The organism is Actinomycetota bacterium, from assembly GCA_030774015.1.
Lineage (GTDB): Bacteria > Actinomycetota > UBA4738 > UBA4738 > JACQTL01 > JALYLZ01.
This window is the reverse complement of record JALYLZ010000167.1, coordinates 1-22,923: the sequence shown is the minus strand read 5'-3', so window position 1 is coordinate 22,923 and position 22,923 is coordinate 1. Positions and strand designations below refer to the sequence as shown.

Annotated in this window: 20 protein-coding genes; 12 read left to right on the top strand and 8 right to left on the bottom strand. The window is 70.9% G+C overall.

The window, feature by feature from the left end; all coding sequences use genetic code 11:
* Positions 1-53: 53 nt before the first annotated feature.
* From M3Q23_16305 to M3Q23_16260, 10 genes are read left to right on the top strand one after another with little or no spacing between them, the layout of a single operon-like run.
* Complete coding sequence (locus M3Q23_16305; GenBank protein ID MDP9343617.1) at positions 54-1,436, top strand: glutamine synthetase family protein; 1,383 nt, start codon at positions 54-56, stop codon at positions 1,434-1,436.
* Positions 1,433-2,833: a M20/M25/M40 family metallo-hydrolase gene (locus tag M3Q23_16300; protein MDP9343616.1), complete on the top strand. Its 1,401-nt coding sequence runs from the start codon at positions 1,433-1,435 to the stop codon at positions 2,831-2,833. The genes M3Q23_16305 and M3Q23_16300 overlap by 4 nt, the downstream gene beginning before the upstream one ends.
* The gene (locus M3Q23_16295) at positions 2,830-3,903 is read left to right on the top strand and encodes a C45 family peptidase (protein ID MDP9343615.1); all 1,074 of its coding nucleotides are present in this window, start codon (positions 2,830-2,832) and stop codon (positions 3,901-3,903) included. The genes M3Q23_16300 and M3Q23_16295 overlap by 4 nt, the downstream gene beginning before the upstream one ends.
* Positions 3,900-4,712: a creatininase family protein gene (locus M3Q23_16290; protein MDP9343614.1), complete on the top strand. Its 813-nt coding sequence runs from the start codon at positions 3,900-3,902 to the stop codon at positions 4,710-4,712. Before M3Q23_16295 ends, M3Q23_16290 begins: the two co-directional genes overlap by 4 nt.
* Entirely contained in the window at positions 4,709-5,710 is a 1,002-nt protein-coding gene (locus M3Q23_16285) for an LD-carboxypeptidase (GenBank protein ID MDP9343613.1), read from the top strand. Before M3Q23_16290 ends, M3Q23_16285 begins: the two co-directional genes overlap by 4 nt.
* Positions 5,707-7,422, top strand: a complete 1,716-nt coding sequence (locus M3Q23_16280; GenBank protein MDP9343612.1) for a peptide ABC transporter substrate-binding protein — start codon at positions 5,707-5,709, stop codon at positions 7,420-7,422. Before M3Q23_16285 ends, M3Q23_16280 begins: the two co-directional genes overlap by 4 nt.
* 21 nt (positions 7,423-7,443) lie before the next feature.
* On the top strand, positions 7,444-8,412 hold the full coding sequence (locus tag M3Q23_16275) for an ABC transporter permease (GenBank protein ID MDP9343611.1): 969 nt from the start codon (positions 7,444-7,446) through the stop codon (positions 8,410-8,412).
* Positions 8,413-8,422: 10 nt separating this feature from the next.
* A complete protein-coding gene (locus M3Q23_16270) occupies positions 8,423-9,373 on the top strand; it encodes an ABC transporter permease (protein MDP9343610.1) in 951 nt (316 codons plus the stop codon).
* Positions 9,370-10,344 (top strand): ABC transporter ATP-binding protein, encoded by a 975-nt coding sequence (locus M3Q23_16265; protein MDP9343609.1) that lies wholly within the window; start codon positions 9,370-9,372, stop codon positions 10,342-10,344. The genes M3Q23_16270 and M3Q23_16265 overlap by 4 nt, the downstream gene beginning before the upstream one ends.
* Positions 10,341-11,375 carry an ABC transporter ATP-binding protein gene (locus M3Q23_16260; GenBank protein MDP9343608.1) on the top strand — a complete coding sequence of 345 codons (1,035 nt, stop codon included), beginning with the start codon at positions 10,341-10,343 and terminating at the stop codon, positions 11,373-11,375. The genes M3Q23_16265 and M3Q23_16260 overlap by 4 nt, the downstream gene beginning before the upstream one ends.
* 1 nt (position 11,376) lies before the next feature.
* Here the strand turns inward: M3Q23_16260 and M3Q23_16255 are convergent, their stop codons facing one another.
* From M3Q23_16255 to M3Q23_16245, 3 genes are all read right to left on the bottom strand, one after another.
* Positions 11,377-13,035 (bottom strand): amidohydrolase, encoded by a 1,659-nt coding sequence (locus M3Q23_16255; GenBank protein MDP9343607.1) that lies wholly within the window; start codon positions 13,033-13,035, stop codon positions 11,377-11,379.
* Between the two features lie 13 nt (positions 13,036-13,048).
* Positions 13,049-13,390, bottom strand: coding sequence for a hypothetical protein (locus M3Q23_16250; protein ID MDP9343606.1), 342 nt, complete (start codon positions 13,388-13,390; stop codon positions 13,049-13,051).
* A 166-nt stretch (positions 13,391-13,556) separates the two neighbouring features.
* Positions 13,557-14,189: a hypothetical protein gene (locus tag M3Q23_16245; protein MDP9343605.1), complete on the bottom strand. Its 633-nt coding sequence runs from the start codon at positions 14,187-14,189 to the stop codon at positions 13,557-13,559.
* A gap of 175 nt (positions 14,190-14,364) precedes the next feature.
* On the opposite strand from M3Q23_16245, the gene M3Q23_16240 reads away from it, so the two are divergent.
* Both M3Q23_16240 and M3Q23_16235 read left to right on the top strand, forming a co-directional pair.
* Entirely contained in the window at positions 14,365-15,972 is a 1,608-nt protein-coding gene (locus M3Q23_16240) for a long-chain fatty acid--CoA ligase (GenBank protein ID MDP9343604.1), read from the top strand.
* Positions 15,973-15,975: 3 nt separating this feature from the next.
* Positions 15,976-16,833: a class I SAM-dependent methyltransferase gene (locus M3Q23_16235; protein MDP9343603.1), complete on the top strand. Its 858-nt coding sequence runs from the start codon at positions 15,976-15,978 to the stop codon at positions 16,831-16,833.
* 12 nt (positions 16,834-16,845) lie between these two features.
* Here the strand turns inward: M3Q23_16235 and M3Q23_16230 are convergent, their stop codons facing one another.
* From M3Q23_16230 to M3Q23_16210, 5 genes are all read right to left on the bottom strand, one after another.
* A complete protein-coding gene (locus M3Q23_16230) occupies positions 16,846-18,552 on the bottom strand; it encodes a hypothetical protein (protein ID MDP9343602.1) in 1,707 nt (568 codons plus the stop codon).
* Positions 18,553-18,775: 223 nt separating this feature from the next.
* On the bottom strand, positions 18,776-19,912 hold the full coding sequence (locus M3Q23_16225) for a M48 family metalloprotease (GenBank protein ID MDP9343601.1): 1,137 nt from the start codon (positions 19,910-19,912) through the stop codon (positions 18,776-18,778).
* A 10-nt stretch (positions 19,913-19,922) separates the two neighbouring features.
* Positions 19,923-21,851 carry a hypothetical protein gene (locus M3Q23_16220; protein ID MDP9343600.1) on the bottom strand — a complete coding sequence of 643 codons (1,929 nt, stop codon included), beginning with the start codon at positions 21,849-21,851 and terminating at the stop codon, positions 19,923-19,925.
* Positions 21,852-21,941: 90 nt separating this feature from the next.
* Positions 21,942-22,367 (bottom strand): hypothetical protein, encoded by a 426-nt coding sequence (locus M3Q23_16215; GenBank protein ID MDP9343599.1) that lies wholly within the window; start codon positions 22,365-22,367, stop codon positions 21,942-21,944.
* Between the two features lie 97 nt (positions 22,368-22,464).
* A complete protein-coding gene (locus tag M3Q23_16210; GenBank protein ID MDP9343598.1) occupies positions 22,465-22,836 on the bottom strand; it encodes a hypothetical protein in 372 nt (123 codons plus the stop codon).
* Positions 22,837-22,923 lie beyond the last annotated feature (87 nt).

The following is a 22,923-nucleotide window of genomic DNA, read 5'->3' as shown; positions in this document are numbered from 1 at the left end:
GCTCTGGCCCGCCGCGTCCGTTTCGCCATCGCGGGCTTGGAGAGGAGACGAGGATGGCCCGAGGGATGGTCGACCGGAACATGGCCCTGGACATGATCGACGGGGGCGACCTCGACACGTTCCTCGTGGTGTTCCCGGATCAGCAGGGACGGTTCATGGGGAAGCGGGTCACCGGTGACTTCTTCGCCCACGACGTGCTGGACGGCGAGGGCGCCATCCACGCCTGCAACTACCTGCTGGCAGTGGACATGGAAATGGAACCGCTGCCCGGCTACGCGTACGCCAACTGGGACACCGGCTACGGCGACCTCAAGGCCATCCCGGACCTCACCACGCTCCGCGTCGTGCCGTGGCTCGAGAAGACCGCCCTGGTGATCTGCGACGTGTTCGACGAGGAGACCGGCGAGCCGGTGGAGGTGGCGCCGCGGCAGATCCTGAGGCGCCAGATCGAGCGGGCGAACGCCGCCGGCTACACCGTGATGTGCGGCTCGGAGCTCGAGTTCTACCTGTTCAAGGACTCATACGAGGAAGCGGCGGAGAAGGCGTATCGGGGGCTCCGGCCGCACTCGGACTACATCATGGACTACCACATCCTCCAGACCACCAAGGACGAGTATCTGATCCGCCAGTTCCGCAACCACATGGACGCGGCGGGCGTTCCCGTTGAGTTCTCCAAGGGCGAGTTCGGGCGAGGCCAGCACGAGATCAACCTTCGGTACGCCGACGCCATGGAGATGGCGGACCGCCACACCATCTACAAGAACGGGGTGAAGGAGATCGCGGCCCTGAACGGCCGTGCGGTGACGTTCATGGCGAAGTGGTCCATGGACGAGGCCGGCTCGTCGTGCCACCTGCACTCGAGCCTGTGGAACATGGACGGCGGCACGTCACTGATGTGGTCGGACGACGGCGAGCACCACTTCTCGCCGCTGTTCCGGAACTACCTGGGCGGGCTGATGGCCACCGCCCGGGAGATGGCGTGGATGTTCGCGCCGTCGGTGAACTCCTACAAGCGCTACCAGCTGGGGTCCTGGGCCCCCACCGCCATCGCGTGGGGCCACGACAACCGGACCTGTGGCTTCCGCATCGTCGGGGAGCACACGGGCTTCCGGGTGGAGGACCGCATCCCGGGTGCGGACGCGAACCCGTATCTGGCGTTCGCCGCCACCATCGCGGGCGGCCTGTACGGCATCGAGAACGGGATCGAGCCGCCGCCGATGTTCCACGGCAACGCGTACGAGGCGACGGACGTGCCTCGGGTTCCGAGCTCCCTGCACGAGGCCATCGACGAGTTCGAGCGCAGCGAGGTGGCCCGCAAGGCGTTCGGGGATTTCGTGTTCGAGCACCTCCTGAACACGGCCCGGCAGGAGCAGAGCATCTTCGACAACCGGGCCGTCACGGACTGGGAGCTGGCCCGCTACTTCGAGCGGCTGTGAAGGACCTGGTCGCCTCGGGCGCGGGCATCGCCTCCATCGTGGAGGAGCGCTTCCCCACCTACCTGGAACGGATCCGCGACCTGTGCCGGATGCCGTCGGTGAGCGCCACCGGGGAAGGCGTTCGCCAGACCGCCGATGCCGTTGCCGGCCTCATCGAGGAGGCCGGCGGCTCCGCCCGCCTGGTCGAGACGGCTGGACATCCCGTCGTGCTGGGCGAGTTGAGCGGACCACCCGGAGCGCCCCGCCTGGTGCGCTACGGCATGTACGACGTCCAGCCCGCGGAGGAACCGGACTGGTCCGCTCCCCCTTTCGGCGCGGAGATCGTGGAGCGGCCCGGCGTGGGGCCGGTGGTGCTCGGCCGGGGCACGGCGAACTCCAAGGGATCGCTGGCCGCGTTCTTCTGCGCGCTCGACGCGCTGCGGTCGGCGGGAGGGGTCCCCGTCGGGGTGGCGTTCTTCATCGAGGGTGAGGAGGAGCTCGGGAGCCCCCACCTGGAGGACGTCGTTCGGGCTCACGCCGACGAGCTCGCGGGGGACGCGGGGGTCGACTTCGACCTGTTCGGCGACCTGGCCGGAGGGGCGGACCTCGTGTTCGGCTGCAAGGGACTGCTCGGCCTGGAGGTTTCCTGCACCAGCGGCGACTGGGGCGGCCCGGCCCGGCCCCTGCATTCCAGCGAGGCAGCATGGATCGCCTCGCCCGTATGGAGCCTGATCCACGCGCTGGCGGAGCTCACCGGGCCGGGCGAGGAGCTGCTCGTGCCGGGACTGGACGCCAACGCCCGTCCTCCCACGGAAGCCGACCGGGCCCTGCTCCAGGAGCTGGCCGACGGCTTCGACCCGGCAGAGCACCTGATCGAGGCGGGGGCTGCTCGCTACAAGCTCCCCGGCGGCGCGGCCGAGCTGCTCGAGGCGCTGATCTTCCGGCCCACCATGAACGTGTCGGGACTGGAGGCCGGCTACACCGGTCCGGGCGGGAAGACCATCCTCCCGCACCGGGCCCGGGCCCTGCTGGACATCCGTCTCGTCCCCGACCTCGATGCGCTCGAGGTGACCGGCGTCATCCGGGACCACCTCCGGGCTGGAGGCCACGCCCACGTGGAGGTGGAGGTTCTCGACCACTACCCGTGGGCGAAGTCGGACCCGCGGTCCGCCGTGGCCGGCGCCATGCGAGCCTCGTACGAGCGGCTCGGCCGCCGGGTGCTCCCCTACCCCATGGCGCCGTGGTGCGCGCCCTTCCACGTGTTCGACCGGGTCCTGGGGATCCCGTGGGCCTCCGGCGGCCTCGGCCACTCGGGTGGCGCCCACGGCCCGGACGAGTTCGCGTCGGTGGACGGGCTGAAGGAGCACATCCTGGGCGTGGCCGAGTTCCTCACCGCCTTCTCGGAGACCGGCACGTGAGCCTGCGAGTGGTGCACGTGGAGGGCGACGGGCAGCGCCGCGGGCTCCAGGCGGGGGTCGCGATGGCCGATCTGATCCACCGCTCGCTCGGGTTCTACCGGCGGTTCCTGCGGCGCCGCGGCGTCACGCCCGAGGACCTGCCGCGGCGGCTCGAGCCGCACCGCGACGCGGCGAAGGCCGCCTATCCCGACCTCGTCGACGAGATCGCGGCCATGGCCCGAGGTGCGGGGGTCGAGTTCTGGGAGCTCTTCGCCGCCAACGCCTGGGAGGAGCTGGAACCGGCCCTGGAACCGGTCCCTGCGCCCGCGGATCGGTGCACCGGTGTGGTCGTCGGGACGCCGGAAGGTGGAACGGTCCTGGCGCACGACGAGCAGTGGTACGCGGGGGACGCCGGATGCGTCGCGGTGGTGGTGGCCCGACCCGACGATGGCCCCGCATTCGTATCACCCACCGTGGCCTCCTTCCTCCCGGCCGTCGGCATGAACGCATCGGGGATGGCGCAGTCGGTCATGTCGCTCACCGCGGACGACGACCGGGTGGGAATCCCGCGCCTGCTGGTGTCCCGTTCCGCGCTCCAGGCCGCAGACCGGGAGGACGCGGTCCGTCGCGCCACGGTCGAGGGGCGGGCCGGAGGCTACGCCCACCTGTTCGCGGGCGGCGGCGGCGGCGGCGGCGGCGAAGCGTTCGTGGTGGAGACGAGCGCCACCGACCATCGGGTCCTGGACGGCGTCACCGGCCACACCAACCACTACCTCGACCCGGACCTGGCGAAGGGTGACGGGAACCACGGGCCCGGGACCCGGACCCGGCTGGCCCGCGCCCGGGAGCTGGCGGCGGCGTCGTCGACCGTGGATGACGCCATGGCCATCCTTCACGACCACCAGGCCGGAGCGCTCTCCATCTGCGCCCACCCCCAGGAACGCGACGGCGACGAGGCAGAGTCCATCCTGTTCGCCATGGTGTGCCACGTCGAGGAAGGCCGGATGTGGGTCGCTCCCGGCAATCCGTGCATCACGCCGTTCACCGAGATCGACGTCCGAGCAGCCCTGGGCCGGGAGCGCGCGTCGTGAGGACCCGCCCGCTCCGATACGACCGCCTGACCTGGCCCGAGGTGGCCGCGACCGCCGCGGAGGACCGGGTGTGCCTGATCCCGGTCGCGACCCTGGAGGACCACGGCCATCACCTCCCCATCGACGCCGACCTCCGGATCGTCGAGGAGATCTGCCGCCGCGCCGCGGAGGAGGCTTCCGGCGAGATCGTGCTGCTCCCCGCCATCCCCCACGGCTACTCGCCCCACCACATGGACTTTCCCGGCCCCATCACCATCGGGTGGGACACCTTCACCCGGTACCTCACCGACGTCGGCACCTCGCTGGTCCGCCACGGCTTCCGCCGCCTGCTGTTCCTGAACGGCCACGGGTCGAACCAGAACCTGGTGGAGATGGCGGCCCGCCTGGTGATGATCGAGCACCCCGGCTCGCTGGCCGCCGCGGCCTTCTACCTGACCAGCCCGGCCGCGGCGGAAGCGATCGCCGCGGTCCGCGATTCGGAACGAGGGGGCATGGCCCACGCGTGTGAGCTGGAGACCTCCATCTACCTGGCCATCGACCCGGACGCTGTGGACATGGCGCTGGCGGTGGACGAGCAGTCCTACCCGGAGGGCGAGCACGCCTGGTTCGACTGGTCCGACGGGTCCCTCAAGCTCATGCCATGGTGGTCGTCGTTCAGCCGCACGGGCGTCCAGGGCCGGCCCACGCTGGCCACGGCGGGGAAGGGGAAAGCCCTGCTGGAGGCGGCTGTCGCCGAGTGCGTGGCCTACGTCCGGGAGCTTCGGGAGAAGCCGCTTCCCGAGCGGCGGAAGCCGATGGCACCATCGTGACCCGGTCGCCGCTCGTCAAGCCGCGGCCGCTCCGTCCGGGCGGGACCATCGGGGTCGCCGGCACCTCCAGCCCGTGGGAGCAGCGCTCCGACGTGGACCGCGCCCTCCGCTGGTGGGAGTCGAGAGGCTACCGGGTCAAGCTGGCCGGCGGGGTGTACGACCGGGACGCCTATCTGGCGGGGGACGCGAAGACCCGGGCCCGCGACCTGGTGTCCATGTTCGAAGACCCCGAGGTGGACGTCGTGCAGTCGCTGGGCGGCGGATTCGGCGCCTCCGAAGTGGTCCCGCTTCTCGACATGGCGGCGATCGCCGCGAACCCCAAGCCGCTCGTGGGCTACTCGGACGTGACGGCGCTGCACGTTTCCATCCGCCGGGCCACCGGCCTGGTCACGTTCTACGGGCCCAACTTCCTCACCCTGGGTGACCCCGAGCGCACCGATTTCACCCGCGAGGGCCTGGTCCGGGCGCTCTCCGCCACCGAGCCCCTGGGCGCCGTCGCCCCCAGGCCCGACGATCCCTACGTGGGTGCCATGGGGAGTGGCAGGGCGACCGCCCCCCTGGTGGGCGGGTGCCTGTGGCTGCTCCGGGAGACGCTCGCCACGCCCTGGGAAGTGGACCTGGACGGGTCCATCCTGTTCTTCGAGGACGTGTGGTGCCCGCCCTATCAGGTGGACGGGATGCTCCTGCACCTGGCCAACGCCGGGAAGCTCGACGGGGTCGTCGGCGTGGCCGTGGGGGAGATGGCCCATTGCGAGGACAAGCTCTTCCCGGAACCATGGCTCCAGGGGAGGTCGATGGAGGACGTGTTCGAGTCGAGGTTGCAGCCGCTCGGCGTGCCGGTCGTGTTCAACCTCCCGCTCGGGCACGGCAAGCACCTGTCCACGGTCCCGCTCGGCGTGACGGCCACCGTCGACGCCGACGCCCGCACGCTCGTCATCGAGGAGTCCGCTCTGGAAGCGGCGGACCCGTCGCGGCAGATGAAGGAGGAACCGACGTGAGAGGACTTCGGCTGTGGATGGTCCCGGTGCTGGCCCTCGTGCTGGCGGCCCCGGCCTGCACCGGGGGGGGTGGCGGCACGTCAGCCACCACCACCACCACCACCAGGGGGACCAAGATCGTCGAGGGTGGGGTCCTTCGCATCGGCACCAACTCGACCATCGACTCGATCAATCCGTTCGTCGCCTTCAACCAGGACTCGTTCACCACGTTCGAGTACATCTATCCCTACCTGGTCCAGTACGACACCACGAAGGTGGCGGCCGGGGACACGTCGGACGACGCCATCGTGGGCGACTTCGCGACGTCCTGGGAGCAGTCGCAGGACGGGCTGACGTGGACCTTCCACACCATCGCCGGCGCGAAGTGGTCCGACGGCCAGCCCCTCACGGCGAAGGACGCCGAGTTCACCATCGCGACCATCCTGAAGTTCGCCAAGGGCCCCACGGCCAGCTCGGCCTCGTACCTGCTCCACGTGACGGGGGCGGAGGCGCCGAACGACACCACCCTGGTCATCCACTACGAGGCGCCGGTGGCGAACGTCCTCTCGCAGCTCCAGCAGGTCCCCGTCATCCCCGAGCACGTGTGGGCACCCATTGCCACGGGCACCGGCACCGAGCTGCGGTCCTTCAAGAACCCGGCGCCGGTCGTGTCGGGCGGCCCGTTCATCCTCAAGGAGTACACGCCCAAGGACATCGCCCTGTTCGAGCGGAACCCGAGCTTCTACGGCCCCAAGCCCCACATCGACAGCTTCGGCCTGGAGATGTTCCGCAACGACGATGCGATGATCCAGGCCCTGAAGAACGGCGACATCGACATGATCGAGGGAGGCGGCGGCACCGTCCCGCCGACCAGCGTCCAGAGTCTGAAGGACAGCGGATTCGTCGTCTCGACCGGGCCCGGGCTGACCGAGAACGACTTCATCATCAACTCGAACCCCAAGAAGCCCAACAACCGCGAGCTCCTGGACCCCAAGGTGAAGGAGGCGTTCGCCCACGCCATCGACCGGAACGCCATCATCGACACGGTCTGGCAGGGGCTGGCCCAGCCCGCCGCGGTGCTGGTCCCGCCCGCCGACGGCACCTGGCACGATGCCAACGTCCAGCCGGAGACGTTCGACCTCGACCTGGCCAACAAGATGCTGGACGACGCCGGGTACCGGAAGGGACCCGACGGCATCCGGGTCGCGGGCGGCCACCCCATGGCCTACGACGTGCTGACGCCTGACGACCTCACCGGCGTGGACCGGTCGTTCTCCATCATCCAGGAGGGCTTCCAGCAGATCGGGGTGAAGCTCACCCAGAAGTCGCTGGACTCGAGCGCCACGTTCGCCGCGATCACGGCGCCCGGGGACACCGGCTACCTCGACTTCGACCTGGCCATGTGGGACTGGGTGCCGCTCATCGACCCGGACTTCATCCTGTCGGTGGTGACGTGCGACCAGTACGGCGGGTGGAGCGACACCGGCTACTGCAACCCGAGCTACGACGCCATGTACAGCAAGCAGGGCACGCTGCTCGACCCCAAGGCCCGTCAGGACCTCGTGTGGAAGATGCAGGACGTCCTGTACGACGACCGGCCGTACATCATGCTGAACTACGTGGACGTCGTGGAGGTCCACACGAAGAGCTGGGACGGCTTCCTGATGTCGCCGCAGAGCTCGTTCAACCCGCTGTCGAAGGAGACGATGGAGCAGGTCCACCGGGTGGCCTAGGACCCACGGAGCGGGGGCGGGATGCGAGGCGCCGACTACATCATCAAGCGTACCGCCTTCGCGGTGATCACCGTGTTCGTGGCCCTGACCCTGAACTTCGTCCTGTTTCGCCTGGCTCCGGGCAGCGCCGTCAGCAACCTGTCCCGGGTCCCCCATGCCACCAAGGCGACCAAGGCGGCCATCGCCCGGGAGTTCGGCCTCGACAAGTCGAAGTGGCAGCAGTACCTCATCTACCTGAAGCAGCTGGTCCACGGGAACATGGGCGTGTCGTTCCAGAACAACCAGCCGGTCAGCTCGAACCTCCGCACGGCCCTGGCCAACACGATCCCGATGGTGGGCCTGGGGACGATCTTCGCCATCGTGTTCGGGATGCTCACGGGGGTGGTCGCGGCGTGGCGCCGCGGCAGCGCGCTCGAGAAGACCACCGTCACCTCGGCGCTCGCGTTCTACTCCATGCCCACCCACTGGCTGGCCCTGATGCTGATCATCGTGTTCGCGGGGGTGTTCCCGACCCGCGGGATGACCGACGAGTTCGCGGCGCTGTTGCACCCGGGGCTGTGGCCCCACATCGTGGATGTGGCGCGACACATGTTCCTGCCGTCGCTCACCCTCGGGCTCGTGCTGTACGGCGAGTACACGCTGATCGTGCGCTCGGCCATGCTGGAGACGCTCGGTGAGGACTACATCCTCACGGCGCGCGCGAAGGGCCTCCCGGACTGGACCATCGTGCGCCGCCATGCCCTGCGCAACGCGCTGCTGCCCACCGTGACATTGGTGGCCCTGTCCCTCGGCTACATCGTGGCGGGGGCCATCCTGGTGGAGACGGTGTTCTCCTGGCCGGGGATCGGGCTGGCCGTCTACGACGCCGTCACGTTTCGCGATTACCCGATGCTCCAGGGCGCGTTCCTGGTGCTGACCCTCTCCGTGGTGATCTTCAACTTCGCGGCCGACCTCCTGTACTTCCGCCTCGACCCCAGGATCAGCGAATGAGGGGGCAGGAGTGAGCGTGGCTCTCCAGCAGGAACCCGGGGTCTCCGTGGATTCGGTCCCTCGGAAGCGGTTCCTCCGGCGGGTGCTCCGGGAGCGGCCCTCGGCCGCGGTGGGGGCCGCGGTCCTGTTCCTCATCATCGCCGCGGCGGTGCTGGCGCCGGTCATCGCGCCGTACGGCCTCCACCAGCAGGTCGGACCCTCGTTCGGCCGCCCCTCGGCGAGTCACTGGCTCGGACTGGACGACGGCGGCATCGACATGGTGACGCTGCTGCTGTGGGGTGCCCGGATCTCGCTGGTGGTGGGATTCGCCGCCACGCTCGTGTCGATGCTGCTGGGGGGAGCGGTGGGAGTGGCGTCCGGCTACTTCGGCGGCGTGACCGAGCTCGTGCTCATGCGGATCACCGACTACTTCCTGGCCATCCCCGACGTGCCGCTCATGATCGTGATCGCGGTGATCTGGGGGGCCAGTCTGTTCCACATCGTCATCGTGATCGGGATCCTGCTGTGGGCCAGCACCGCGCGCATCATCCGCTCGCAGGTGAAGAGCGTCCGGGAGCGCGTGTACGTGAAGCGGGCCCGGTCGCTGGGGGCCGGCAACGCCAGGATCGTCTTCCGCCACGTGGTCCCCCAGGTCGCGCCGCTGCTCATCGCGAACACGGTCCTGACCGTGGCAGTGGCGGTGTTCGACGAGACGGCGTTGTCGTTCCTCGGGCTCGGCGACCCCAGCAAGATCTCGCTGGGCAGGGTCATCGAGAACGCGTTCCGCAACGCCGCCATCAGCAACGGGGCGTGGTGGGCGATCGTCCCGCCGGGGGTGCTGGTGTCCCTGCTGATCCTGGCGTGCAGCCTGATCGGCCAGGCCATGGAGGATGCGATGAACCCGCGCCTCCGCGTCGCGCATCTGTCCGTGCGGCGGTTCCGGCTGCTTCCCTCCCCGGTGCGCAGAGGCGGGCCGTCGTGACCGCGGTGCTGGAGATCCGTGACCTTCACGTGTGGTTCGACCTCGAGGGCGGGACGACGCTGCACGCGGTGCAGGGGGTGAGCTTCGGGCTCGAGCCCGGGGAACGGTTCGGCCTCGTGGGCGAATCCGGGTGCGGCAAGACCACCACCATCCTCGCGGCGATGGGCCTCCTCCCACCGTCGGCCGCCGTCTCGGGGGAGGTCCGGGTTCGGGGGCAGGACATCCTGCCGGGGGGAGAGGATGCCATGCGGCCCCACCGGTGGCGCGACATGGCGATGGTGTTCCAGGGAGCCATGAACGCGCTCAACCCGGTGAAGACGGTGGTCTCGCAGATCGTGGAGCCGATGGAGCTCCACGGCATCGCGTCCGGCGCCGCCGCCCGGTCGGCGGCGGGTGAGCTGCTGGAGCTGGTCGGGATCCCGGCCGCCGCCGGAGCGCGGTACCCGCACGAGTTCTCCGGAGGGATGCGCCAGCGCGCCGCCATCGCCATGGCCCTGGCCTGCAGCCCGAAGGTCCTGCTGGCCGACGAGCCGACCACCGCCCTGGACGTGATGGTCCAGGCGCAGATCCTGGAGCTCCTGGTACGGCTGACCGAGGAGCTGGGGCTGGCCCTGGTCCTGGTCACCCACGACCTCCCCGTCGTTGCGCAGGTGTGCGAGCGCGCGGCGGTGATGTACGCGGGGGAGATCATCGAGCAGGGGTCGATCGACGTCCTGTTCCACGATCCCCGCCACCCGTACACCCGCCTGCTGTTCGCCGCCACGCCGGACCTGTTCGGAGACGAACGGGTGGCGTCGATCCCCGGCGCGCCGCCTCGGTTGGACCGTCCGCTGGAGGGCTGCCCCTTCCGGCCCCGGTGCGACCGGGCCTTCGATCCCTGCGTCTCGATCCGGCCCATCCTGGAAGGGGTCGGCGACGGCCACGTCGCGGCGTGCCACCTGAACCACGTCGGGGCCCGGAGCCCCGCGTGATCCCGAACGGCTCGAACGGCCCGAACGCGTCGAACGATGGCCGGCCGCTGCTCGAGGTCGAGGAGCTGGTGACCCGTTACCCGATCCGGCGCGGCCTGGTGGCCGCCATGGCTCGGCGGCCCCGCCGTGCGGTGCACGCGGTGGACGGCGTGTCGTTCACCCTGAAGCGTGGCGAGATGCTGGCCCTGGTCGGGGAGTCGGGGTGCGGCAAGACCACCACCGCCCAGACCGTGCTCCGGCTGGTGGACCCCACGTCCGGCGTCATCCGGTTCGAGGGCCGCGACATCACCGCCCTCGCGCACGGGTCGCTCCGGTCGCTCCGCAGGAGGATGCAGCTCATCTACCAGGATCCCTACGAATCCCTCGATCCGCGGTTCCGGGTCCGCCAGACGGTGGAGGAGCCCATGGTGATCCACCGGATAGGTGGCTCGCGCCGGGAGCGCCGGGCTCGGATGCTCAAGGCGCTGGCCCGCGCCGAGCTGACCCCGCCCGAGCTGTACGTCGATCGATACCCCCACGAGCTGTCCGGCGGACAGCGCCAGCGAGTCGCCATCGCCGCCAGCCTGGTTCTCGAACCAGACCTGCTGGTGGCGGACGAGCCGGTGTCGATGCTGGACGTCTCGGTCCGGGCGGGGGTCCTGGCGCTGCTGGACGGCCTTCGCCGGGAGGGCGGCATGGGGATCCTGATGATCACGCACGACCTGTCCACGGCGGCCCACTTCGCCGACCGCATCGCCGTGATGTACCTGGGACGGATCGTCGAGGAGGGTCCGGCCCGGGACGTGGTGCGCAACCCGAGGCATCCCTATACGAAGGCCCTGCTTTCCGTGGTCCCGAAGCGTGACCCGCGGCAGCGGGGGACACCCGAGATCCTGCGGGGTGAGACCCCCGATCCGGTCGATCTTCCCTCGGGATGCCGCTTCCATCCACGGTGTCCGGTGGCCGAGGATCGCTGCCGGACCATCGACCCCGACCTCCACCCTGCGAGTGGCGCCGGGCCCGACCACCGGGCGGCCTGCGTCCTGGTCTGAGCTACCAGCCCGACAGCGACGGCGCTCGGCGCACGACCTCCCCTTCCACCATGGTCAGGACCACCTGGGCCTCACCCACAGATGCGGGCGAAAGCGCCGTGAGGTCGCGGTCCAGGACCACCAGGTCCGCCAGCTTCCCGGGCTCGATCGAGCCGGTCTCCCGGTCGAGGTGGTTCACCCACGCCGAGCCCATGGTGAACGCCCGGAGCGCCGTCGGGAGGTCGAGGCGCTCCGCGGGCAGGAACGGTTCCCGTTCCGGCTGGTCGAAGGGAACGCGTGTCAGCGCGACCTGGATCTGGCGGAGCGGGTCGGCTGTCGTCACCGACCAGTCGCTCCCCAGGGCCAGCCGGGCTCCCGACCGGGCCAGGCTGGCGAACGGGTACTGCTGGCCGGTGCGCTGGGGTCCCAGGAACGGGACGTTCAGGTCCCGCATCTGGTCGTCCAGGCAGGCCCAGTAGGCCTGGAGGTTCGCGGCCACGCCGAGCGCGGCGAACCTCGGTACGTCGTCGGGGTGCACGACCTGGAGGTGGGCGATGTGGTGGCGGTTCGGGCTCGGGCCGTTCGCCGCCCGGGCGGCCTCGAAGGCATCCAGCGCCTCGCGGACCGCGCGATCCCCGATGGCATGGACGTGGACCTGGAATCCCTCCCGGTCCAGGCGGGTCACGGACGGGCCGAACGCAGCGGGGTCGACGAACGAAAGCCCTTGCCCCCGGCCGTCATCGGGGAGACCGTGGCCGTCCAGGTAGGGCTCGATCATCCCCGCCGTGAAGTTCTCCACGATCCCGTCCTGCATCACCTTCACCGCCGGAGCCCGCAGGCGGCCCACCGACCCGGACGCCCGAAGCTCCAAGAGGTCGTCGACCTGTTCCTCGCCGCGGCCACGGTCCCACCACAGGGCCGCCACCACCCGTGCGGTCAGCTCGCCCCGCTCGGCCAGGGCCGCGTAGGCGGCGAGCGTTTCGGGAAGCACCCAGGCGTCCTGCCACGCGGTGATGCCGAGCCCGTGCAGGTGCCGCTGGGCGAGCAGGATGGCTTGCTGCCACTCTTCCTGGCCCACGGGTGGGAGGAGCCGCTCGACCAGGTCCATGGCGCCCTCGTGGAGCATCCCCGACGGCTCGCCCGCCACGTCCCTTTCGATGCGCCCGTCGGGCGGGTCGGGGGTACGGGCGTCGATGCCGGCGAGCTCCAGTGCTGGGGTATTGACCCAAGCGCCGTGCCCGTCCCGGTTCACCAGGAAGGCCGGACGGTCGGGCACGGCGGCGTCCAGGAGCCCACGATCCGGGGTCCCGCCAGGGAACCCGTCCATGGCCCACCCTCCGCCCAGCAGCCACGGCTCGTCGGGATGAGCCGCCGCGTGAGCCCGGATGGCCTCCAGGTAGTCCTCCCGGGTTCCGAGGTCGTTGAGGTCACAGCGCATCCGGTCCAGGCCTGCCTGTGGCGGATGGACGTGCGCGTCCTGGAACCCGGGAAGGACGGTCCGGCGACCCACGTCGATGACCTCGCTCCTGGGCCCACCGAGCGGCTGGATCTCGTCCCACGAGCCGACCGCGGAGATGCGGCCCCGGCTCACCGCCACGGCCTCCGCTGCCGGCGAGGACGGATCGATGGTGAGAACGAGGCCGCGAAGGATCAGGTCCGGCTTCGACGGGGCCCGCCGCATGGCGGAAGGAAATCTAGCGCCTGCGGCGGGGGCGGTGGCTGCCCGGGCGCCGGGAGGGGCGCTTCTTGCGCGGCGCGCGGGGGATCGAGCTGGGGTCGGGCAGCCCGACCCGGGCCTCGTCGACGGCCTGGGCGATCTGCGCGGGGATGCCGGCCTGGTCGCGGGGAGCCGTCAGCATGAGCTGGAACAGGACGGAGCGCTCGAGCTCCTCGATGGTGTTGACCACCACGCGGCGGTCGCCACCGCCCTTGGCCCGCCACAGCGCGACGATCCGGCCGGAGGGCTGGACCTCGACCCGCAACGCGGTGTCGGCGATCCTGCCTTCCCAGACCGATCGCGCCTCTTCCTGCATCATCGTTCCATCAACTCCCAACGGTCGAGCGGCATCGCAGACCACACTTCAAGAGGAGCCCTGCGGATGAGAACTCGCGTTCGAAGGACCGCTCGAATCCGAGGGTAGCACGGGCCGTGCCCATGCGGGGGGCTGGAGCCGTGGACGGCCATGCGGGAAGGTACGTCGGTCAGCCGGAGGAGCTGTCGCCGCTTCCCTTCAGCACCGCCAGGATCGCGTCCATCTCGGCGTCGCCCACGGTGTCGGCCTTTGCCGTCCCGCGCGCCGCCGCCAGGATGGTCCGCAGGTTCGTCTCGGCCATCTCGACCTTGGCCTCGAGGTCCCGGACCCGGCTCGCCAGGACCTGGGAGCGGCGCTCCGCCTCCTCCTTGGTCTCCCGGGAGGTGCGGGCCTCTTCGCGCAGCGTGCGGAGGTTGCCCCGGAGGGTTCCCACGTCCCGGGACATCTCGATGAGCCGCTCGATGGCCACCCGCCCGACCTCGCTGTAGGTGGGGCGTCCGGGTTCGGCCGGCCGGGCCCGCCGGCCCCGGGGGGCCTGCTTCTTGCGGGGCGGCCGGGGGATCGCCTCCGGCTCGCCCGGCTCCACCGGCCGGGGGTCGAGCAACCGGTACTGGCCGTCCACGACCTCCAGCCGCTTTCGAGCCAGCAGCGCCCGGACGGCCCGCGCGGCCGCCAATGGATCGGGGAGCCCAATCTCCTTGCCGATTTCGGCTGGCGTTGCAGTCAGGGTCTGCCCCGCCTGGATCTGTTGGGCCACCGCCCCCAGGAATGCATTGGCCCGGCGAAGGCTTTCCTCATTCACAAGGCGTATCGTAGGGCCGATCCATCGCCGCGACCAGTCCCAATTGGCACTATCAATTGACCACAAACAGTCACAAATGGAACGCCCGACGGGCGGATTTCATTGCGCAGGCATTGGATCGACCCCGGTGCGCGCCGCGACGGTCCGGCCGTAGAATCGCCCGGTGCGCGGCCTGATGCAACGCGACCCGCTCATCCTCACGCGCCTTCTGGAGCGTGCCGTCACCTATTACCCGCGATCCACCATCGCCACGAAGACGGCGGACGGCGTGCACCGGGAGTCATACGAGGAGCTCGGCGAACGCACCGCCCGGCTGGCCAACGCGCTCCGGGAACTCGGTGTCGGGCCCGGCGATCGCGTCGCGTCGTTCGCCTGGAACAACTGGCGGCACCTGGAGCTGTACTTCGCGGTCCCCTGCATGGGCTCGGTGCTGCACACGCTGAACATCCGGCTGCACCCGGACCAGATCGCCTGGATCGCCAACCACGCCGAGGATCGCGTGGTCTGTGTCGACGCCACGCTGCTCCCGGTGTTCGAGAAGGTGATCCCGAACCTGAAGACGGTGGAGCACATCGTGGTCATGGGCGGTTCCGAGGCCGAAACCGCCGGGGTGTCCAGTGGTGGGGCCAGGGACTACGAGGAGCTGCTGGAGGCCGCGTCGCCGGAGTTCTCCTGGCCAGACCTGGACGAGGACGACGCCTGCAGCATGGCCTATACCTCCGGCACCACCGGGAACCCGAAGGGCGTCGTGTACTCGCACCGCTCGATGGTCCTGCACGCCACCATGGTCAACCAGGCCGGCGCCATCGGGATCACCGACCACGACGCCGTGCTGCCGGTGGTGCCCATGTTCCACGCCAATGCCTGGGGAATGCCGTACGCGGCGACGATGGCGGGCGCGCGGCAGGTGTTCGCCGGGCAGTTCAGCGCGGACCCGGCGTCGCTGGCGGAGCTCATCGAGACCGAACGGGTCACCGTCCTGGCCGGCGTCCCCACCGTGTGGATCGGGCTCCTCCAACACCTCCAGAAAGAGCCGCGCGACGTCTCGTCGATCCGCTGTATCACCGCGGGCGGCTCGGCGGTGCCGAAGTCGCTGATCGAAGGATTCCAGCGCACCGTGGGGGTGGCCATGATCCAGGGCTGGGGAATGACCGAGACCGGCCCGGTGGCGTCGCTGTCCCGCCTCACCCCCGCCCTCGAGCAGCTCCCCGAGCAGGAGCAGCTCCGCGTCCGGGCCAAGCAGGGCATGCCGGTGCCCGGCCTCCGGGCCCGCGTGGTGGACGTGGCGACCGGCCAGGAGGTCCCCCGGGACGGGAAGTCCATGGGCGAGATCCAGGTCAGCGGGAACTGGGTTGCCTCCGCGTACTACCACCCCGAGGAGCGGGTGGAGAGCTTCACCGAGGATGGGTGGCTGCGGACCGGCGACGTCGCGGTGATCGACGAGCACGGGTTCCTGCACATCGTGGACCGGACCAAGGACCTGGTGAAGTCGGGCGGCGAGTGGGTCTCCACGATCGAGCTGGAGTCCGCCCTCATGGGCCACCCGGCGGTGCTGGAGGCCGCCGTCATCGCCATCCCCGACGAGCGATGGGGCGAGCGCCCCCTGGCGTGCGTGGTGCTGAAGGAGGGCACGACGGCCACGCAGGAGGAGCTCGTCGAACACCTGGAGCCGCTGTTCCCGAAGTGGTGGCTGCCCGACCGTGTCGAGTTCGTCTCGGAGATCCCCAAGACCAGCGTGGGGAAGTTCGACAAGAAGGTCCTGCGGGCCGCGTACCGGTCCTAGCCGGTGAGCGCGGTGAGCGCGATGGGCGCCGTCGAGCGGTGGGGTGAGGCCCTCCGGTCCTGGGCCATCCCCGAGGACATCCTGCGGGCCGCCCCCGAATCGCCGTGGACCTATCCGGTGCAGGTGTTCCGGGGACGGGCCGAAGCCGCCACCGCGGGCCCTGCCGCCGGCGCCACCGGGTCGCCATCTTCGTCCCCGTCGGCGCGGCGTGCCCTCGACGCGCTGCCGGAGGGCGGCTCGGTCGTCGACGTCGGCTCGGGGTCGGGAGCCGCGTCGCTGGCGCTCGTTCCCCGGGTCGCGTTCATCACGGCGGTGGACCCGATGGAGGACATGCTGGCCTCGTTCGCAGAGCTCGCGACGGCCACCGGCGTGGGCTTCGCAGCCGTCCGGGGAGCCTGGCCGGACGCCGCCGCGGAGGTCGATCCCGCGGACGTCGTGCTGTGCGCGCACGTCCTGTACAACGCCCAGGACCTCCGGCCCTTCGTGGATGCGATGACGGAACGAGCCCGCGCCCGGGTGGTGGTCGAGGTCACCCGGGAGCATCCCCGAGCCTGGATGAACGACCTGTGGAAGCGGTTCTGGGACCTGGAGCGGCCGGACCACCCCACCGCCGACGACCTGGAGGAAGCGCTCCGCGAGCTGGGACTCGATCCCGGCCGGGACGACTGGATCCTCCCGCGGCTCGGCCACGAGAGCCGCGAGGCGTCGGTGGCGACGGCCCGCCGGCGGCTCTGCCTGATGCCCGACCGCGACGCCGAGGTGGCGGAGGCGCTCGGCGATCGCCTGTGGCAATCCGGCGGCAGGTGGGGCATCGGCCCGCCCGAGCAGCGCGCCGTCACCCTGTGGTGGGACCCGGCGTAACGCGCCGCTGCCTCAGGTCGTGTTCAGCGCGAAGTCGTCCGTCACGAACGACGTCGGGAGCGACGCGTTCTCCTTCACCACTACGAACACCCGGATGGTCTGCCCCGCGAACGAGGCCACGTCGAAGGTCTTCTTCGAGTAGCCGGAGGCCGCGTTCAGGTTGGAGTACGAGGCCAGGTTCTTCAGCAGCGTCCCCGAGGAGTCGAGGATCTGCAGCCGCATCTGGTCGTGTGCCGTCGTGGAGGTGTCGGCCGTGTCGATGTGCAGGAACAATGACAGCGTCGCCGTGCTCACCCCCGAGGGGATGGAGACCTGCTGGTACAGGGTGTCGGTGTGCGTGGTGCCGTGCCCGCCCAGCCATGCGTCCCACGTCCCCCCGTGGGGGGGCTCCGAAGACGAGCTGTTGATAACGCCGCCAGTGATGATCCAGGGCGCCGGGTTCGACGCGCCGTTCTCGAAGCCCGGGTTGCCCAGCAGCTGCGGGACGCCCGCGGAGATCGTGAACGACACCGACGTGATGTGGGTGATCGTCCCGTCGGAACCGGACACCGTGAGGGGATACGTCCCCGCGGCAGCGTTTCCGGAGTCGATCGTCATGGTGGAGGTTCCCGACCCGGGTGCGGCGATCGGGTTCGGCGAGAAGCTTGCCGAGGCGCCGACCGGCAGGCCGTTGACCGACAGCGTGATCGCTGCGTTGTAACCGTTCAGCGCCGCCGTGGTGATGGTGGTCTGCCCGGAAGCGCCCGAGTCGACGGACAGGGTGGTCGGCGACGCAGAGATCGTGAAGTCGGGGCTGTTGGTCACGACCGGGTGGAAGATCTCGCAGCCGTTCGCGTTCGGTGAGTCGTTGGCCCAGCTCCCCTGCACCGGGAAGGTCCCCGTGGTCAGCGTGATGTTCTGCATCGCCCCAGGCGGGGTGGTCCTCCAGGCGCACTTGTCCGCGTTCTCGTTCCCGATGCTGTCCAGCCATCCTCCCGGGGGGAGCTGGTCGGTGATGGTCTCCGCGTACTCGTGCCCGCCCACGATGGTGACGCCGTCCAGGGTCCCCCCGGAACCGGAGTTGACCGCGTCGGCGCCGCACCCCGCGCCGGCGTCCGTGATATAGGGCATGTTCGTGTACGGGAGCGGACCGTTCACCGACGAGGTCCAGTCATGCCACGCGCACGCGCTGTAGGGGAAGAGATAGGGCTTGGTGCCGGTGGGCGACGTGACGACGTACTGGGCATTCCGGTTCGAAGCCGGGTCCGTATTCCCGAAGTGCGTGGCGGCGAGAACCGCCTCCGCAGCGATCTGCGGCTGGGTCGCCTTGGCGGGTGCCGCCGCCGAGGCGTCCTCCCACACGCCCGCCAGCGCCCCGCCCGTGGGGTACCCGACGTGCGTCGCGCTCGACGGGCAGGACTTGGAGCCGGACGGCACGCCTTCGCAGTACTGGGTCGGCACGCCGCTCCACTCCTCGCCTCCCGTGCCGACCCCCGCGAAGAAGGCCTGCTGGACCGGCGCCATGCCCTGGGGGTCGCCCGAGAAGTGCTGGTACCCGTCGCTCCCCGTGGTCTGCGTCCCCCACTGGGACCCCCAGTACACGATGTAGACCTTCGGCCCCCCCGTCGTGACGCCGATCCCGCTGGTGCCGCCGTGGTAGCTGAGGTTCGCGCTCGGGTTCGTCTTTGGGGTGGCCGCCCCGCGAGGCGGGAGGATCCCCGACGGCGGGTGCACGGTCACATCGACAGTCTCGCCGTGCGACGTGACAGACACCGTCCGGGCGGAGGCGCGGGCGGAGGCGGCTGCCGGCGTCGCCACTGCGACCGCCGACGCCATGAGCGAGAGGGATGCGACGATCGTGCCGAGTCGACGCCTCCGCCGACTGGTCGAACCACGTGCTGTATTCAACGGAGCCGACTATCGAGGGTCGGCGCCCGATGGTCAAGACAGGGGCGACCGGGCGTCACCCCCCGGCCATCGCGGCCTCGATCCTCTCGGCCGGCGTGGGGTGGCTGAACAGCAGCAGGTACACCGGGCGGCTGGGGGCCAGGTCCAGGAGGTTCGCCACGGCCAGGTTCCGTTCCATCCCGGCGAACCCGTCCGGGTCGCCGGTGAGCTCGATCGAGGCCCGGTCCGCGGCGGCTTCCCATCGCCGGCTGACGGCGGCCCCGAAGGGCAGGGTCACCAGCTCCATGGCCGTGGCCGCGAGCAGCAGGAGCGGAGCGATCCGGGGATCGGCCGGGCCGGTCGCGCCCGAGGCCGCCAGGACCGGGTGCCATCGCAGCAGCAGCCACAGCACGACCACGGCCACGGCGGCCCCGGCGGCTCCCAGCGCGGTGGCGAGCGCGACGTGGCGCTCTCGGCGGTGGCCCAGCTCGTGCGCCACCACCAGCCGGACCTCCTGCGGGCTTCCCCGCGCCAGGAGCGTGTCGTAGACGACCACCCGCCGGGTACGGCCGAGTCCCGACACGTAGGCGTTCTCCTTGTGGGTCCTGCGGCTGGCGTCGGCCACCAGCACCTCGCGGACCGGGACGCCGGCCCGGCGCGACAGCGCCCGGAGGTCCGCCGCCAGCTGCTCGTCGGCCAGGGGCCGGAACCGGTTGAACATCGGCTCGAACACCACCGGCGCGAGGAAGGAGAGCACCACGGCCAGCCCGGCGGCGGCGGGCGCCGCGATCAGCCGCCAGGTCCTCGGGAACCGCGAGGCCAGCTCGACGAACGCCATCACGGCCGCCCCGGTCAGGGCCACCGACACCGCGAGGCCCATGGCCCAGTCCGACACGAAGCCGGCCGGCGACTGCGTCGAGAAGCCCCACCGGTGCTCGTGGACGTACCCACGCCAGAACGACAGTGGGAACCGCAGCACCGCACCGGCCACCACCACCAACGCCGGGAAGGCCGCCGCGAAGGCCCACCTCGAAAGATCGTCGACCGGCGCGGCCAACCACCGTCCGGCCGCGGAGGACGTCACCGCGGCCAGGTACCCCACGCCGAGGGCGGCCGACGCCGCGAACGACGCATACAGCGGACGGTGGTACGCGCGGGCCCGCTCGATCTCCTCCCGCGAGAAATGCCGCTCCGCGGGCGCCGACGGCCCCATCGGCACCGGCTCAGCGCGCGCGACGGCGGACGTAGTCGCGCACGACGAACTCGCCGAGCGCGTCGCCGCTCATCAGGAACACCCGCCCGTTGGTGAGCCGGGCCAGCCGTTCCATGAACCGGGCCAGGCCCGGCGAGTCCTCCAGCATGAACACGTTCAGGGTGACCCCGGCCCGGGCCAGCCGCATGGCTTCCTGGAGGGTCAAATGGATGGTCTCGGGAACCGGCGGCCAGGCGAACTCCACCCGCTCCCCCACCAGGTGCGCGGTGGGCTCGCCGTCGGTGACCATGATGACCTGGCGGGTGGCCCGGGGATGCTGTGCCAGAAGCCGCCCCGCCAGGTTGAACGCGTGCTGCATGTTCGTCCCGTACACGCGCTCCCACCCCGCCGCGGTGAGGTCCTCCGGCTGCATCCGGCGGGCGTAGTCCGAGAACCCGATGAGGTACAGCGTGTCGTGGGGGTACCGCCCCTCGATCAGCGCGTGCAGCGCCAGGGCCATCCGCTTGGCCGGGACGAAGTGCCCCCGAAGCGGCATGGAGAACGACAGGTCCAGCAGCAGCGCCGTCGCGGCCTCGGTCCTCGCTTCCGCCTCCACCAGCTCGAAGTCCTCCGCCTCCAGGCGAGGCTGGGGTGACGGACCGTCCCGCAGGACCGCGTTGAACACCGTCCGCTGCACGGCGATCTGGCCGGTGTCGCCGAACTGCCACGGCCGGGTCTGCCCGGTGGGCTCGGCCAGGCCCCCGGGATCGCGGGCCTCGTGCACGGCCTCGCGGTCCCGCCGGAGGTGCTCGAACACCCGCACCAGCGCCCGTTCCCCAAGCTTCCGGGCGCCCTTCGGCGTGACCTCGAGGCGGCCCTGCCTCCTGCTGACCAGCCCGGCCTGCTCCAGGGCGCGTTCGACCTCCTTCAGCCGGCGGAGGTCCCGGACGGCGTCGTCGCCGAGGGTCCGGCGGAGGGCGTCCTCGTCCACGTCCTCCAGGGCCGCGCCCGCGTAGTCCCCGCGCAGCGACCGGTCCAGGTCCTCGTAGTCGTGCATGCGCTCCAGGGCGTCGACCGTCGCCGCCATGGGCATGGCGTCCTCGCCGCCCGCCATGACCGGCTCGCCCCACGGCATGTCCGGGAACAGCCCCGAGAGGTTCTGGGCCAGCCGGTCCGCCTCGAAGGCCAGGTCCATGTCCTGGAGGAGCTGCTCGGCCAGCTCCTGGAGCTCGCGGCGCTGCTCGGCCGACAGCGACGCCATCAGGCGGGACAGCGCGGCCATCCGCCGGGCCATCTGCTCCAGCAGCTCGTCGAGCGACCGGGGGTTCTCCGGGAACATGTCCCCGTACCGCTGCATGAACCCCTCGAAGTCGACGGGGTCGCCCCGGTCCCGCGCCTCGATCATCTCGTTCAGCTCGGACAGCATGCTGGCCAGGCGCTGGAGGTCCTCCGGCGAGAGGTTCTGCATGCCCTGGGTGACGTTCCGGAAGTAGCTCCCCAGGACCTGCTCCTTCAGGAACTCCATGAGCTCGTCGAACTCGCGCTGGGCCTGCGGGTCCACGAACCGGTGGTCGCGGAGCTCGCGGATCTTGCCCGGCATGTCGGCCGGCAACGAGTCCAGGAAGGTCTCCCGCATCCGGGCGTCGTCCTCGGCCTGGAACGACAGCGTGGTGCGTTCCCGTTCCAGGATCGACTCGAGACGCTCCCGGATGTCCTCCAGCGGCCCGGCCAGGTTCAGCCGGTCCTGCTCACCGCGCCGGGCCTGCCGGAGCCGCGCCCGCAGCGAGTCGAGGCCCGAGGACTGCCCCCGGATGCCCCGGCGGAGCAGTCGGGACAGGGCCGAGTCCGCGCCCGCGCCGGACAGGATCTCCTGCGACATCGAGTCCAGGAGGTCGCCGGCGGACAGGTCCGGGCCGAAGGGGTCCTGGGTGCCGTCCCAGCGCGAGTAACAGATGCGCACGAGGACAAGGCTACCGCCGTTCCTGGATTTGGCGGGGCCCGGCCGGGTGGGCGAGCAGCGGCCGTCCGCCGGTCGGGCGAAGGGCAGGCCTCAGCCGGTGGGGCGAAGGAGCGACCGTGCGGCCCGCTGGGCCTGGTGGGGAAGCAGGACCCGTTGTCGCTCGGAGAGCTCGCGGACCAGCAGGATCCGCGGGATGACCCGGACCCCGCGGAGGGTCCGCGGCGCGAACCCCGACGCCCCGACCGAGCACAGCACCGCCTCGACCCGCGTGTGCACGCCCAGCTCGTTCAGACGCCGTTCCAACCGTCGCGCCGCGCGCCGGAGGCCCCGACGCCCCGGGGGCCGCTTGCCCACCATCGCGGAGATGCCCTCCTGCACGACGCGGATCGCGAACGACCCGGTGGTACCGACGACGATGCTGTCCACGCCGAAGCTCTCGCCCGGTAGGACGTGGAAGCTCCAGGGGTCCAGGCGGGCGAGCTCGGCCTCCAGCGAGGGAAAGGATCGAGCTTCCATCACCGGCACTCGAATCGGCGCGTTTCCGGCCCATCTTGAGTCGAGCAAGCTCCGGCCCGCCGGGCGGTGGGGCGGCCGGGGCGGCCTGGGCGGCGGATCAGCCGACGCCGAGCCCGGTCATGAGTGCCCGCAGGGTGAGCCCGAAGCAGAAGAACGCCGCCCAGGCGAACGGGACCCAGTGGTCGCGCTCCAGTCCCCTCGCCACGACGTGCGCCACCACCAGCACGGTGATGGGGAACACCGACCCGTAGAGGTAGTGCAGCCAGGGCCGGGCGCTGAACCCGTAGACGGCCAGCAGGACGATCCCCGCCACGACCTGGATCCCCAGGACGATCTGGATCGCCGCCAGCAAGCGCCAGAACCAATCCCCCGGCCCTCGCTTGAACAGGCGCGCCCCCAGACCCCACAGCATGAGCACGCCGAACGCGCCGACGACGGCGAACCCGATGTACTTGTGGACCTCCGGCACGGCGCGAATCCTCCCACGCCCCGGCGCATCAAGGGGCGGCCTCTGCCTCCACGCCGGATGAGAATTGGGGAGGGGTAGCCCCTCCCC